This is a genomic window from Pseudonocardia kongjuensis (genome assembly GCF_039526905.1).
Classification (GTDB): Bacteria; Actinomycetota; Actinomycetes; order Mycobacteriales; family Pseudonocardiaceae; genus Pseudonocardia; species Pseudonocardia kongjuensis.
This window is the reverse complement of sequence record NZ_BAAAJK010000006.1, coordinates 371176-384952: the sequence shown is the minus strand read 5'-3', so window position 1 is coordinate 384952 and position 13777 is coordinate 371176. Positions and strand designations below refer to the sequence as shown.

Annotated in this window: 13 protein-coding genes; 10 read left to right on the top strand and 3 right to left on the bottom strand. The window is 75.4% G+C overall.

Annotated features, from left to right (window positions below):
• Window positions 1–108 precede the first annotated feature (108 nt).
• The 5 genes from ABD160_RS09440 to proB all read left to right on the top strand — a co-directional run bounded on the left by ABD160_RS09440 (window position 109) and on the right by proB (window position 7204).
• Window positions 109–3729: a translation initiation factor IF-2 N-terminal domain-containing protein gene (locus ABD160_RS09440; protein ID WP_344020534.1), complete on the top strand. Its 3621-nt coding sequence runs from the start codon at window positions 109–111 to the stop codon at window positions 3727–3729.
• Window positions 3730–3904: 175 nt separating this feature from the next.
• Window positions 3905–4210: a 50S ribosomal protein L21 gene (gene rplU, locus ABD160_RS09435; protein WP_344020532.1), complete on the top strand. Its 306-nt coding sequence runs from the start codon at window positions 3905–3907 to the stop codon at window positions 4208–4210.
• Between the two features lie 12 nt (window positions 4211–4222).
• Window positions 4223–4480, top strand: coding sequence for a 50S ribosomal protein L27 (rpmA, locus tag ABD160_RS09430; protein ID WP_344020530.1), 258 nt, complete (start codon window positions 4223–4225; stop codon window positions 4478–4480).
• Between the two features lie 98 nt (window positions 4481–4578).
• Window positions 4579–6078, top strand: a complete 1500-nt coding sequence (gene obgE, locus ABD160_RS09425) for a GTPase ObgE (protein ID WP_344020528.1) — start codon at window positions 4579–4581, stop codon at window positions 6076–6078.
• 7 nt (window positions 6079–6085) lie between these two features.
• Window positions 6086–7204, top strand: a complete 1119-nt coding sequence (proB, locus tag ABD160_RS09420; protein ID WP_344020526.1) for a glutamate 5-kinase — start codon at window positions 6086–6088, stop codon at window positions 7202–7204.
• A 7-nt stretch (window positions 7205–7211) separates the two neighbouring features.
• Here proB and ABD160_RS09415 read toward each other — a convergent pair whose 3' ends face one another.
• The gene (locus tag ABD160_RS09415) at window positions 7212–7763 is read right to left on the bottom strand and encodes a TetR/AcrR family transcriptional regulator (protein WP_344020524.1); all 552 of its coding nucleotides are present in this window, start codon (window positions 7761–7763) and stop codon (window positions 7212–7214) included.
• A gap of 87 nt (window positions 7764–7850) precedes the next feature.
• Here ABD160_RS09415 and ABD160_RS09410 point away from each other — a divergent pair, with 87 nt between their 5' ends.
• Complete coding sequence (locus ABD160_RS09410) at window positions 7851–8249, top strand: DUF6463 family protein (protein ID WP_344020522.1); 399 nt, start codon at window positions 7851–7853, stop codon at window positions 8247–8249.
• Window positions 8246–9103, top strand: coding sequence for an alpha/beta fold hydrolase (locus ABD160_RS09405; RefSeq protein ID WP_344020520.1), 858 nt, complete (start codon window positions 8246–8248; stop codon window positions 9101–9103). Before ABD160_RS09410 ends, ABD160_RS09405 begins: the two co-directional genes overlap by 4 nt.
• 212 nt (window positions 9104–9315) lie before the next feature.
• Here the strand turns inward: ABD160_RS09405 and ABD160_RS09400 are convergent, their stop codons facing one another.
• Together ABD160_RS09400 and ABD160_RS09395 are read right to left on the bottom strand one after the other, a co-directional pair.
• On the bottom strand, window positions 9316–9528 hold the full coding sequence (locus ABD160_RS09400; protein ID WP_344020518.1) for a hypothetical protein: 213 nt from the start codon (window positions 9526–9528) through the stop codon (window positions 9316–9318).
• A 222-nt stretch (window positions 9529–9750) separates the two neighbouring features.
• Complete coding sequence (locus tag ABD160_RS09395; protein WP_344020515.1) at window positions 9751–11382, bottom strand: AMP-binding protein; 1632 nt, start codon at window positions 11380–11382, stop codon at window positions 9751–9753.
• 180 nt (window positions 11383–11562) lie between these two features.
• On the opposite strand from ABD160_RS09395, the gene ABD160_RS09390 reads away from it, so the two are divergent.
• The 3 genes from ABD160_RS09390 to ABD160_RS09380 all read left to right on the top strand — a co-directional run bounded on the left by ABD160_RS09390 (window position 11563) and on the right by ABD160_RS09380 (window position 13770).
• The gene (locus ABD160_RS09390) at window positions 11563–12249 is read left to right on the top strand and encodes a response regulator (RefSeq protein WP_344020513.1); all 687 of its coding nucleotides are present in this window, start codon (window positions 11563–11565) and stop codon (window positions 12247–12249) included.
• A 157-nt stretch (window positions 12250–12406) separates the two neighbouring features.
• Window positions 12407–13309, top strand: coding sequence for an SDR family NAD(P)-dependent oxidoreductase (locus tag ABD160_RS09385; protein WP_344020511.1), 903 nt, complete (start codon window positions 12407–12409; stop codon window positions 13307–13309).
• The gene (locus ABD160_RS09380) at window positions 13306–13770 is read left to right on the top strand and encodes a MaoC family dehydratase (protein ID WP_344020509.1); all 465 of its coding nucleotides are present in this window, start codon (window positions 13306–13308) and stop codon (window positions 13768–13770) included. Before ABD160_RS09385 ends, ABD160_RS09380 begins: the two co-directional genes overlap by 4 nt.
• The last annotated feature ends 7 nt before the right edge of the window (window positions 13771–13777 follow it).

Sequence of the window (13777 nt, the reverse complement as noted above, 5' to 3'; positions counted from 1 at the left end):
GACACCAGATGTGCCGCACCGCGCACCCGCGCGAGCTGCGGAACGAGTACGCGCAAGGTCCCTGCGTGGCCGCCTCCGACGTGAGGCGCCCGGGGGCGAAGGAGCTGAATGTCCGTGAACGACGCGCCCGCCGGTGGCACCGGCGGGCCCTCCGGTGTGTCGGAGCCCGCGCCCATCCAGGACCTGCCGGACAAGATGCGGGTCCACGCACTGGCCAAGCTGCTCGGCCGGGCCAGCCGGGACGTCCTGGGCGCCCTGAGCGGACTGGGCCACGAGATCCGCAGCGCCCAGTCCAGCATCACCCGGGCGACGGCCGAGCAGGTCGCCGCCGCGCTGGCCCCGGCGGTGGACCCGGCACCGGAGGCCGTGCAGCCTGCGGAGCCGGAGGCCCCGTCGGCTGCGGCCGCGCCGGAGCCGGTTGCCGAGGAGGACCTCGGGACGCCCGAGCCGTCCGGGCGGTCCGGCGACCGGCCGGAGCCGGCCGCGGCGCCGCTCGCCCCGGTGTTCGCGATGCCGATGTTCCAGGCGCCCACCACGCCGGCGCCTGCTCCCGCGGCTCCCGCCGAGCCGGAGGCCCCCGCCGCCGAGGAGGAGACCGGCGGCAGGAAGCGCCGGGGCCGCAAGAGCAAGCGGGACGACGACCGGGCCGGCGCGCCGTCCGCCGACGAGCAGGACGCCCCGGCCGCAGGCGACACGACCACCGGTGAGCCCGACCCGGGTCCCGACGCGGGCACCGATGACGACGACGACGAGGGCGCCCGCCGCAGGCGCCGGCGCGGCCGCCGCGGCCGTGGCCGCGGCAAGGGCGGCGACGACCTGGGCGAGAACGACGGCGACGGCGAGTCCGGCGACGACGACGGCGCAGCCGACGAGGCCGAGCGGTCCGCCGGCGACGACGACACCGACGACGGCTCCGACCGCGGGAGCGACGGCTCCGACGGCTCCGACGGCGGGGGCGACGATCAGTCGTCCGGCTCGCGGCGCCGCCGCCGGCGCCGCCGGCGTGGCGGTTCCGAGGTCGAGGACCGCTCCGAGGACGACCCGCCGAACACCGTCACGAAGGTCCGCGAGGCGCGGCAGGAGCAGTCCGGCGGCGGTTCGGCCGCCGACGACGGCGTGCAGAGCGTCCGCGGCTCCACCCGGCTCGAGGCCAAGCGCCAGCGCCGCCGGGACGGCCGCGACGCCGGCCGGCGCCGCCCGCCGATCCTGTCCGAGGCGGAGTTCCTGGCCCGCCGCGAGTCGGTCGACCGGCAGATGGTCATCCGGCAGCTCGCCGACCGCACCGAGATCGGCGTGCTGGAGGACGACGTCCTCGTCGAGCACTTCATCACCGGCGGCGGTTCGACCGGCGCCGGCATGGTCGGCAACATCTACCTCGGCCGCGTGCAGAACGTGCTGCCCTCGATGGAGGCGGCGTTCGTCGACATCGGCCGCGGCCGCAACGCGGTGCTCTACGCCGGCGAGGTGAACTGGGACGCGGCCGGCCTGAACGGCAAGGCCCGCAAGATCGAGCAGGCGCTGTCCTCCGGCGACCAGGTGCTCGTCCAGGTCACCAAGGACCCGGTCGGCCACAAGGGCGCCCGGCTGACCACCCAGATCTCGCTGGCCGGCCGCTTCCTGGTCTACGTGCCCTCCGGCGGTGCCGCGGGCATCTCCCGCAAGCTGCCCGACACCGAGCGCAAGCGGCTCAAGGACATGCTGAAGGAGATCGTCCCGGCCGAGGCCGGCGTGATCATCCGGACGGCGTCCGAGGGCGTCTCGCACGAGGCCCTGGAGCGCGACGTGCGCCGGCTGCAGGCGCAGTGGGAGATCGTCAAGGAGAAGTCCGAGCGGACCGGCAAGGGTGCGCCGAAGGCGCCGACGCTCCTCTACGAGGAGCCGGACATGCTGGTCAAGGTCGTCCGCGACCAGTTCAACGAGGACTTCTCGAAGCTGATCATCTCCGGTGACGACGCCTGGGAGACCGTCTCCGGCTACGTCCGGCACGTCGCACCGGAACTGGCGGAACGCATGCACCGGCACACCGGCCCGTCCGACGTGTTCACCGAGCACCGGATCGACGAGCAGCTGCTCAAGGCGCTGGACCGCAAGGTCTGGCTGCCCTCCGGCGGCACCCTGGTGATCGACCGGACCGAGGCGATGACCGTCGTCGACGTCAACACCGGCAAGTTCACCGGCTCCGGCGGCAATCTCGAGGAGACCGTCACCCGGAACAACCTGGAGGCGGCCGAGGAGATCGTCCGCCAGCTGCGGCTGCGCGACATCGGCGGGATCATCGTCGTCGACTTCATCGACATGGTGCTCGAGGCCAACCGGGACCTGGTGCTGCGCCGGCTCACCGAGTGCCTGGCCCGCGACCGCACCCGCCACCAGGTGGCGGAGGTGACCTCGCTCGGGCTCGTCCAGATGACCCGCAAGCGGGTCGGCGGGGGCCTGCTGGAGCACTTCTCCACCCCGTGCGAGCACTGCCGCGGGCGCGGCGTGATCGTCTCCACCGACCCGGTCGAGCACGGCAACGGAAACGGCAACGGCAACGGCCGCGGGTCCGGCGGTGGCGGCAACGGCTCCCAGGGCAACGGAAGCAGCAACGGCAACGGCCGCGACAGTGCCAACGGCCGCGACAGTGGCAGTGGCAGTGGCCGGGACAGCGGCAGCGGTGAGGACGGCGGCGGTCGCCGCCGGCGCCGCCGGGGCGGCAGCGGGAACGGCGAGCCCGGGAACGGGCAGCCGGACGAGTCGCAGGAGACCACCGCGGACCGCAACGGCTCCGACCGCAACGGCTCCGACCGGAACGGCAACGGTGACCGGGCCGTCGACACCAGCTCGGCCGTCGCCGGGGTGGCCGCGGTCGCCGCCGGTCTCGGTGTGCGCGGCGACGACGAGCCCGGCACCGACGGCCCGGGGGCCGATGACGTCCCGGCCGGCCCGGGTGCCGGTGGTGCCTCGGCCGGTCCGGGTGCCGGTGGTGCCCCGGCCGGTCCGGGGGCCGGGGGAGTCTCCGCCGGACCGGCTGCCGGGGGTGGCGCCGCGACGGTGACCGACCCGGCGCCGGCGCCCGCGCCTGCCACCGATCCGGACGACGCCGCCGTGGCCGAGCCGGTCGGCGAGCTGACCGGCTCGGCGCCGAGGACCGGGCGGGCCGGTGGGCGCCGCCGCGCCGCGACCCGATCCGCGGGTGCGCCCGCTGCCGCGGGTACGGCCGCCGACGGAACCACGGCCGGTGCGACCGGCACCGCCGGTTCCGGTGCGGCTGGGTCCGGCACTGCCGGGTCCGGTGCGGCTGACGCTCCCGTCGGCGCTGTCGGCGCGCCCGGCTCCGCCGCGGCCGACGCCGGTACCGCCGGCCCCGCAGCGGCGGTGACCGGCACCGCGGCCGCGGCCGCCCCGGCCGATCCCGCTGCGCCCCCCGCGGCTCCCGCTGCGCCCCCCGCGGAGCAGGCGACCGCCGCCCCGCCTGCGGGGCCCACGACCGGCGACACCGGCGGGAGCGCGGCCGAGCCCGCCCCGCGCCGTCGCCGGGTCAGCCGGACGGCGGGCGCCCCGGCGGCGACCGTCGAACCGGTCGTCATCACGACCCCCACCCCGGGCCCGGACCCCTCGGAGCGACAGGACGGCCCCGCCGCACCTGCCGTCCCCGATCAGCCGGAGCCGCCGGCGGTGGTGTCCCGTCCGCGTCGTGCACGCAGGGCGGCCTCCCGTCCCGCGGGTCCGCCCCAGGACGGGGGGTGAGTGTGGCCCCGGCGACGGGGTCGCGTACCCTTGACCGACAGAAGCCACGCCTCTGTGTCCCGGCCTGCCTGGCCGGGATCGACACAGTCCAGTGGCGTGCGCGCCGGGTTCGGCGCGAGCTGTGAAGACCGAGCGCAAGCAAGCGCCCCCGAATTTCAGGAGTCGTGCGTCAGCGATGTACGCGATCGTCAAGACCGGCGGAAAGCAGTACAAGGTGGCCGTCGACGACGTGGTCACCGTCGAGAAGCTCGACGGTGAGCCCGGTGCGGAGATCAGCCTGCCCGCCGTGCTGCTCGTCGACGGCGACCAGGTGACCACGGACGTGTCGGGCCTCACCTCTGCGGTGACCGCCACGGTCGTCGAGCACACCAAGGGTCCCAAGATCCGGATCCACAAGTTCAAGAACAAGACCGGGTACCACAAGCGTCAGGGACACCGTCAGCCCCTGACGAAGGTCCAGGTCACCGCGATCGGCAAGTAAGGAGCCTGCGTCATGGCACACAAGAAGGGTGCGTCCAGCTCCCGCAACGGTCGCGACTCGAACCCGCAGTTCCTGGGTGTGAAGCGCTTCGGCGGCCAGACCGTCAAGGCCGGCGAGATCCTGATCCGCCAGCGCGGCACCAGCACCCACCCGGGTGTGAACGTGGGTCGCGGCAAGGACGACACGCTGTTCGCCCTCGCGGCCGGCACCGTGGAGTTCGGTTCCAAGCGCGGCCGCAAGACCGTCAACATCGTGCCGGCCGAGGTCTGAGCGACCCGCCCAGCACGTCCACGACGCCGACGGCGGGTCACCCCGGTTACCGGGGGACCCGCCGTTCGTCGTGTCATCACCGTAACGAGGAGGCACCAATGTCCCGCTTCGTGGACCGCGTCGTGCTGCACGCGACCGCGGGCGCCGGGGGCAACGGCTGCGCCTCGGTGCACCGCGAGAAGTTCAAGCCGCTCGGCGGGCCGGACGGCGGCAACGGCGGCCGCGGCGGCTCGGTCGTGCTGGTCGTCGATCCCGGCGTGCACACGCTGCTCGACTACCACCACCGCCCGCACGCCACCGCCCGCAGCGGCACCCAGGGGCAGGGCTCGTTCAAGAACGGCGCCAACGCCCCCGATCTGGAGCTGCGCGTCCCGGACGGCACGGTGATCCTCGATCCCGACGGCGAGATCGTCGCCGACCTGGTCGGCCCGGGCACCCGGTTCGTCGCCGCAGAGGGCGGCCGCGGCGGGCTCGGCAACGCCGCGCTGGCCTCCACCGCGCGCAAGGCGCCCGGGTTCGCACTGCTCGGCGAGCCCGGCGAGGAGGTCAGCTTCACCCTGGAGCTGCGCTCGCTTGCCGACGTCGGGCTGGTCGGGTTCCCCAGCGCCGGCAAGTCCTCGCTGGTCGCCGCGCTGTCCGCGGCCCGGCCGAAGATCGCCGACTACCCGTTCACCACGCTCGTCCCGCAGCTCGGCGTGGTCAGCGCCGGCGACGCGACGTTCACCGTCGCCGACGTCCCCGGGCTGATCCCGGGCGCCGCCGACGGGCGCGGGCTCGGCCTGGAGTTCCTCCGGCACATCGAGCGCTGCTCGGTGCTGGTGCACGTCGTCGACTGCGCGACGTTCGAGACCGAGCGCGATCCGGTCTCCGACATCGAGGCCCTGGAGGCCGAGCTCGCGCACTACGCCGACCAGCTCGGCACCAGCGCGCTCGGCGAGCGGCTCGACCAGCGGCCCCGGATGATCGCGCTGAACAAGATCGACGTGCCGGACGCCGCCGATCTCGTCGAGATGGTCCGCGCCGATCTCGCCGAGCGGTTCGGCTGGCCGATCTTCGCGATCTCCACCGCGTCCCGGACCGGGCTGCGCGAGCTCAGCTTCGCCATGGCGGAGCGGGTCGCGGCGGCCCGCGCCGCGCAGCCCGACGCCGAGCCCACCCGCACCGTGATCCGGCCGAGGGCGGTCGACGACTCCGGATTCACGATCGAGCCGGACACCGGGCTCGACGGCGGGTTCGTGGTGCGCGGCGAGCGGCCCGAGCGCTGGATCCGGCAGACCAACTTCGAGAACGACGAGGCCGTCGGCTACCTCGCGGACCGGCTCGCCCGGCTCGGTGTCGAGGAGGCACTGGCGAAGGCGGGCGCGGTGCCCGGCTGCCCGGTCACCATCGGCGACATGACCTTCGACTGGGAGCCCTCGACGCCGGCCGGGGTCGCGGCGCTGCTCACCGGGCGGGGCACCGACGTGCGGCTGGAGAACACCGAACGGGTCGGCGCCTCCGAGCGCAAGCAGGCCCGCGCGGCGCGGCGCGCGCACCTGTCCGACGCCGAGCTCGCGGCCGGTGCCCGCTACGCATCGGACCACGAGATCGAACGGTGAACGTGGCATGAGCACGACCAGGTCCGCGATCGGCGCGGCCCGCCGGATCGTCGTCAAGGTCGGGTCGTCGTCGCTCACCAGCCTCACCGGCGGTCTCGACCCGGCCCGGCTGGACGCCCTGGTCGACGCCTTGATGACCCGTCGCGACGCCGGCAGCCAGGTGGTGCTGGTGTCGTCCGGGGCGATCGCGGCCGGGCTCGCACCGCTGCAGCTGCGCCGCAGGCCCCGCGATCTCGCCACCCAGCAGGCCGCCGCCTCGGTCGGGCAGCTGCTGCTGGCGCACGCCTACTCGGCGTCGTTCGCCCGGCACGGCCAGGGCATCGGGCAGGTGCTGCTCACCGCCGACGACATGATCCGCCGGGCCAGCTACCGCAACGCCCAGCGCACCCTGGAGCGCCTGCTCCAGCTCGGTTCGCTGCCGGTCGTCAACGAGAACGACACCGTCGCGACCGCCGAGATCCGGGTCGGCGACAACGACCGGCTCGCGGCGCTGGTCGCGCACATCGTCGGCGCCGACGCGCTGGTGCTGCTCTCCGACGTCGACGGGCTCTACGACGGCGACCCGCGGGCCGCCGGATCGTCGCTGGTCAGCGAGGTCGAGGAGCCGGCCGAGCTGGCCGGGATCAGCGTGACCCGGCCCGGTTCCGGCCTGGGCACCGGCGGGATGGCGACCAAGGTGACCGCCGCGGCGACCGCCTCCGCCGCCGGGATCCCGGTGCTGCTGACCTCGGCCGAGGAGGCCGCCGCCGCCGTCGACACCGGCCCGGACGGCCCGAAGGTCGGCACCGCGTTCCGCGCCTCCGGCCGCCGGATGAGTGCGCGGCGGTTCTGGCTGCGGCACGCCGCCGACGTCCGGGGCGCCCTCGATCTCGACGACGGCGCCGTCGAGGCCGTCCGGACCCGGCGCCGCTCGCTGCTGGCCGCCGGGGTGCACGGCGTCTCCGGGGACTTCGTCGCCGGTGACGTCGTCGAGCTGCTCGCGCCGCACGGCCGGCCGATCGCCCGCGGCGTCGTCTCCTACGACGCCGCCGAGCTGCCGTCGATGATCGGCCGCCGGACCCGGGAGCTGCCGCCCGAGCAGCGCCGCGAGCTGGTGCACGCCGACGATCTCGTGCTGATCCAGTAGCGGCCGCTCAGTCGCCGCCGAACAGCAGCGCCTCGGCCCGGTCGACGATCTCCCCGCGGGTGTTCCCGGGATGCCGGGCCAGGATCAGGTCCGAGGCGATGGCGGTGCAGAACGCGAGCAGGCAGCGCGCCTCCAGCTCGACCGGATCGGGGAACCGGTCGGCGAACTGGGTCCGCAGGAAGCCCAGCCGCTGGTCGTCGACCCGGCGCAGCCGCTCGGCCACCGCCGCGTCCCGGCGGGCCCAGTCGCGCACCGCCAGATCGAGGGTCAGCAGCTCGGGGGAGAAGGTCAGCTCACCGGCCCGGCGGGCGCGGGTCCGCGTGTCGCCGCCCTCCCGCTCGACCCGGTCGAGGACGTCGCCGATGCTCCGCCGCTCCCAGGTGTCGAGCATCTCGGCCAGCAGCGCCGGGCGGTCGTCGAAGTAGCCGTAGAAGCCGCCCTTCGTGACGCCCAGCTGCTGGGCCAGTGCCTCGACCCGCACCGCGTCCGGCCCGCGCGCCGCCAGCACGGCCAGGCCGGCGTCGATCCACGCCGTCCGCGGGGTCCGGGCCCTCGCCATCGCACTCTCCTCGCCGTCGGATCTGTACGGCAGCGTATATCGGCGCTACGGTGCGAAATATACGCAGCCGTATAGATGGGAGTGGTCATGGGCAGGCGACTGACGACGACGGCGGGATGGATCGCGGTGGGGCTCGGCGCGGTCCACATGGTCGTCGCCCCGCTGGAGGACCGGAGGACGCTGGCCGGGGCGTGGGCGGACGGCTGGTGGGACACCGTCCGCCTCGCGGAACCGGTGACACCGCTGGAGGCCGAGCGGACCGTCGTGCTGTGGCGGACGCTGGGCAGCTTCGGCGGCCCGATGGTGGCCCTCGGAGTGGCCCTGCTCCGGTCCGCCCGCCGCCGGGAGCGGGTCCCGGCCGTGGTCGGCTGGACCATGCTGGCCTGGGGGATCCCGTTCGCGGCGATGCTGCCGCGCTCGCCGGCCTGGCTGGTCCCGGTGACCGGCGCCCTGCTCGTCGCGGGGGACCGGGAGCCGCGGCCGTGAGCGAACGCATCGAGCGGGTGAACGGCGTGGACCTGTGCATCGAGACGTTCGGCGACCCGGCCGACCCGGCGGTGCTGCTGGTGATGGGGGCGGCGGCGTCGATGCTGTACTGGGACGCGGAGTTCTGCGCCCGGCTGGCCGCGGCCGGGCGGTGCGTGCTCCGCTACGACCACCGCGACACCGGCCGGTCCACCAGCACGCCCACCGGGGCGCCGGACTACGTGCTGCGCGACCTGGTCGCCGATGCGGCCGGGCTGGTCGAGCGGCTCGGGCCGGGTCCCGCGCACGTCGTCGGGATGTCGATGGGCAGCGCGATCGGCCAGCTGCTGGCACTCGACCACCCCGACCGGGTGCGGACGCTGACCCTGATGTCCGGCACCCCCGGCGGGCCCGGGCACGACGCGCCGGACCTGCCGCCGATGTCGGCGGCGCTCGCGGCGATGTTCACCGGGGAGCAGGCCGAGCCGGACTGGTCCGACCGCGACGCCGTCGTCGAGTACCACCTCGCGGGCGAACGTGCCTACACCGGCAGCCTGCCGTTCGACGAGCAGGGATGGCGCGCGCTCGCCGGGCGGACCTTCGACCGGACCGCGGACAGCGCGGCGAGCTTCACCAACCACTTCGTGCTCGACGCCGGCGAGCCCTGGCGGCACCGGCTCGCCCGCATCACCGCACCGACGCTGGTGCTGCACGGCACCGACGACCCGTTCCTGCCGCCGGGCCACGGCGAGGCCCTCGCCGCGGAGATACCCGGGGCACGGCTGGTCCCGGTGCCGGGGGCGGGCCACGAGCCGCCCCCGCGGTCGCGGTGGGACGTGGTGCTCCCGGCGATCGTGGAGCACACGCGGCCGTGACCGGCCGGGTTCGCACCCCGTCGCCGCGGTCCACACCTGCTGCAACGGGTGCGAACCGCGGCGACGGGGTGCGAACCGGTCAGGCCCGGCCAGCCCGGTCGCTGCCCCGGGTGAGCGTGGTGATCAGTCCAGGTCGAGAGCTGCCTCGAGGGCCGATCCGACGGCCGTGAGCTCGTCGGGCGTTGCCTCTCCCAGCTGTTCCCCGAGCCGGCTCACGAGCACACGCTCGAGCGTGAGGCGGGCGCCCAGTAGTCGCCCACCGCCGGTGCGAGCAGCGTGCCGGGGTCCGAGTCCACGAGGTGGATGCCGAGGACCACCGGCACACCGTCGACATGCAGGGCATCCGAGCTGATGATGAGGCGACGAACGCTCTGGCCAGGTCTCGGGACCACCGGGTTGTACGAGTAGATCTCGCCACGGCGCACGGCCGGGACAGTGCGGAGCCGCGGCTAGTGGGCCTCTGCCAGGGCAGTCCCGGCTCCGAGCACCGCGGTGATCCGATAGACGACACGGGGACCGGTGACATCGGTGTTCAGGGTCGCGGGCGGGGTGGTGCTCCGCAGGCGCCGGCCGGTGAGCCGGGACGCTCCACCGGCCCGATCCGACGGCGCGACCCGTGCGCCGTTCCCGCGCCGGGCCGTCACCGGTCAGCCGCCCGCCGGTACCGCCCCGGCCAGCTCCCGGGCCCTGGCGAGCTCGATCTTGCCGGTCGGGGTCCGCGGCAGCTCGTCGACCACGACCACGACGCGGGGCACCTTGTAGCCGGCCAGCACCGCGCGGACCCGCTCGCGCAGCCGTCCGGGCAGCTCGGGGCCGGCGCCGGGGGAGGCGACGACCGCGGTCACCCGCTCGCCCCACAGCGGGTCCGGGACCCCGACGACCACGCAGTCGGCCACCGCCGGATCGGCGAGCAGCACGTCCTCGACCTCCTGCGGGTGCACCTTCTCGCCACCGGTGTTGATCACCCCGGCACCGCGGCCGAGGAACCGGAGCACACCGTCGGCGCCCAGCTCGGCCAGGTCGCCGGGCACCGCGTAGCGCACGCCGTCGAGGAACCGGAAGGTGGCGGCGGTGCGCTCGGCGTCGCGGTGGTAGCCCAGCGGCAGTGGGCCGCGGTAGGCGAGCATCCCGGTCCCGGGCTCGCCCGGGTCGAGCACCCGGCCGTCGTCGGTGATCAGCCGGGTGGCGGGCACCGGCCGGAACCGGGCCGGCAGGTCGTGCACCGAGCGGGTCACGGCGAAGGCGAACGGGCCGCCCTCGCTGGCCGCGATCGCGTCGGTGATCGTCAGGTCGGCGCGTTCGTGCAGCGCCTGCTTGGTCCGGTCGCCGAGCGCGGTCCCCGAGCTCAGCAGCACCCGCAGCGACGACAGGTCGTGCGGGGTGCCCGCACGTTCGGCGCGGACCAGTTCGTCGACCAGCGGGACGGCGATCGCGTTGCCCGCCACCACGATCGTTCCGGCCCGCTGCGCGGCGACCGTCTCCCAGACGTGCCGCGGATCGAGCCGGCCCGGCCGGGTGAGCACCGCCCGGCCGCCGACGAGCAGCGCGCCGAGGGTGTTGAACAGGCCGGTGCCGTGCATCAGCGGCACCACCGGCAGGGTGACCGGCGACCGGCCGCCGGTGCGGGCGGCCACCGCGAGGTCCACGGCGTCGTCGAGATCGGCGGGCGGGGCGTCGCGGCCCAGCGGCCCGAACACCGCGACCGCGATGCTGTGCAGCAGATCGGCCTGCTGCCACACGACGCCCTTCGGCCGTCCGGTGGTGCCGCCGGTGTACATGAACAGCCGGTCCGAACCGGGGCGCGGGGCGTGCGGGCGGGGCGGGGTCGCGCGGCGGATCTCCGCCAGGTCGGCCGCGTCCGGGCCGGGACCGCCCTCGGGGGCGGCGCCGTCGCGGACCAGCAGCCGCAGCGAGCGCAGGTGCGTCGCGGCGTGCGCGACGTTCGGGGCCAGCGCACCGCTGAACACGATCGCGGCGGCGCCCGCGTCGTCGAGCAGCGAGGTCAGCTCGGCGGCGGTGTAGCGGTAGTTCGCGTTCACCGGGACCGCGCCGAGCTTGAACGCGGCGAACACCGTCTCCAGGTACGCCGAGCCGTTGTACAGGTAGCACGCGACCGTGTCGCCGGCCCGCACCCCGGCCGACTCCAGCGCGGTCGCCAGCCGGGACGCGCGGTCGTCGAACTCGGCCCAGGTCCACCGGGCGGCGGGCTCGCAGACGGCGACGGCGTCCGGGAGGCGGGCGGCGACCGCCTCCCACACGGTGCCGAACGCGACGTCCATGCGGTCACCGTAGAGACCGGCCGGTGCGGGCCGCGATCGGCCGATGACCGTCGGCGGGCCGGTCGTCCGGCCGCGGCGGACCGCGACGGATGACGTAGATCCGGTGACGGGCCCGCTCCGGATGTGCATCCTGGACCCCCGGGCACCGGAGCCCGGGACGGCCGAGCGGAGGCGCTGCGCGTGAAGGCACCGACCGAGTCCCCGACGACCACCACCCCGGTGCGGGTGCTCGTCGCCGACGACCACGCCGTCGTCCGGCGCGGGATCCGGGCCTACCTGGAAGCGCTGGACGACGTGGAGGTCGTGGCCGAGGCCGGGGACGGCCAGGAGGCGCTGGACCGGCTCGCCGCGATGGCGGTGCACCGGGAGCTGCCCGACGTCGTGCTGATCGACCTGCTGATGCCGCGCCTGGACGGTGCCGCGACGACGGCGCGGATCGCCGAGCGCTTCCCCGGCGTGCGGGTCGTGGTGCTGACCAGTTTCGGCGAGATGGAGCGGGTGCACACCGCGCTCGGCAACGGCGCCTCGGGCTACCTGCTGAAGAACGCCGATCCCGGTGAGGTCGTCGCCGCGATCCGGGCGGCCGCGCGCGGCGACGTGTTCCTCGACCCGAGCGTCGCCCGGCGGCTGACCAGGGAGATGATCTCGCCGGCGAGCGGGATCGGTGCGCTCACCCACCGCGAGCGGGACGTGCTGATCCTGGTCGCCCAGGGCCGGTCCAACCAGGAGATCGCCGACCATCTGGTGATCAGCGAGCGGACCGCGCGCACGCACGTCAGCAACGTGCTGCGCAAGCTGCAGCTCACCTCCCGCACCCAGGCGGCGCTGGTCGCCGTCCGGCAGGGGCTGGTCCCGCCGCCCGGCTGACCGGGACGGATGACGTAGCGCGGCCGGGACGGCCGACCGCCGCCGCGGCCGCCGCGCGGTCCCTAGCGTCGGACGCCGGGGGCGGACCACGCCCACGGTCGGAGACGCGCCCGCCGGGGCTGGTGCCTGCCACGGCGGCGCCGGTGAGGAGATACCGATGCTCGACGGCAGGGTCGCCGTGGTGACCGGAGCGGGCCGGGGACTGGGCCGGGCGTACGCGCACGCGCTGGCCGCGTCCGGTGCGGCGGTGGTGGTGAACGACCTCGACGCGGACGTCGCGCAGGAGACCGCCGACCTGATCACCGACGCCGGCGGCCGCGCCGTCGCCGAGCCCGGCGCCGTCGGCCCGGCCGAGGTCGCCGACGCGTTGGTCGACCGGGCCGTGCGCGAGTACGGCCGGCTGGACGCGATGGTCACCAACGCCGGCGCACTGCGCGACCGGACGCTGCGCAGGACCACCGACGAGGACTTCGATCTCGTCGTCGGCAGCCACCTGCGGGGCACCTTCACCTGCGGCCGGGCCGCGGCCGCCCGGTTCCGCGAGCAGGGCGACGGCGGCCGGCTGATCCTCGTCGGGTCACCGGCCGGGCAGCGGGCCAGCTTCGGCCAGAGCGCGTACTCGGCGTCCAAGGGCGCGATCGTCGCGATGATGCGGACCTGGGCGGTGGAGCACGCGAAGATCGGGGTCACGGTCAACGCGATCCTGCCGACCGCGCTGACCAGGATGGTCGCGACGATCCCCGGGCTCGGCGAGCTGGTCGAGGCCGTCGACCGGGGCGAACCGGTGCCGCCGGAGGTCCGGCGCACCGGACTGGGCACCCCGGACGACGCGGCGCCGGTCGTGGTGTGGCTGGCGTCGGCGGCGTCCGCGCACGTCACCGGGCAGGCGATCGCCGCGGGCGGCGACCGGATCGCGCTGTGGACGCACCCGCAGGAGGTCGCCGAGCGGTTCCGCGACGGCGGCTGGAGCCCGGAGGCGGTGGCCGCGGAGCTCGCCGACGCACCGCTGCAGGACTTCACCCAGGCGCTGCCCGCGGCGGCCACCGGCGGCACCCGGTGAGCGCGCCGACGGTCGCGACCGGCACCGACGGCGTCCGCGCGCTGCCGCTCGGCGAGGTGCTCGGGGAGAGCGGCCCGGTGACGGTGACCCAGCGCGACGTCGACCTGTTCGCCGAGGCCACCGGCGACCACCAGTGGATCCACGTCGATCCGGAGCGGGCCGCCGGGACACCGTTCGGCGGCACGATCGCGCACGGCTACCTGACGCTGTCGCTGGTGCCGCGGCTGCTGCCGGAGATCCTGCGGCTGGACGGCTTCTCGATGGTCGTGAACTACGGCTGCGAGAAGGTGCGGTTCCCGTCGCCGGTCCCGACCGGCTCCACGCTGCGGGCGACCGCGGTGCTCGACGACGTCGCCGAGGTGACCGGCGGGCTGCAGGTCACGATCACGATGACGATCACGGTCGAGGGCGCCACCAAGCCTGCCTGCGTGGTCACCTTCCTGACCCGGCACCTGGTGTGAACACAGG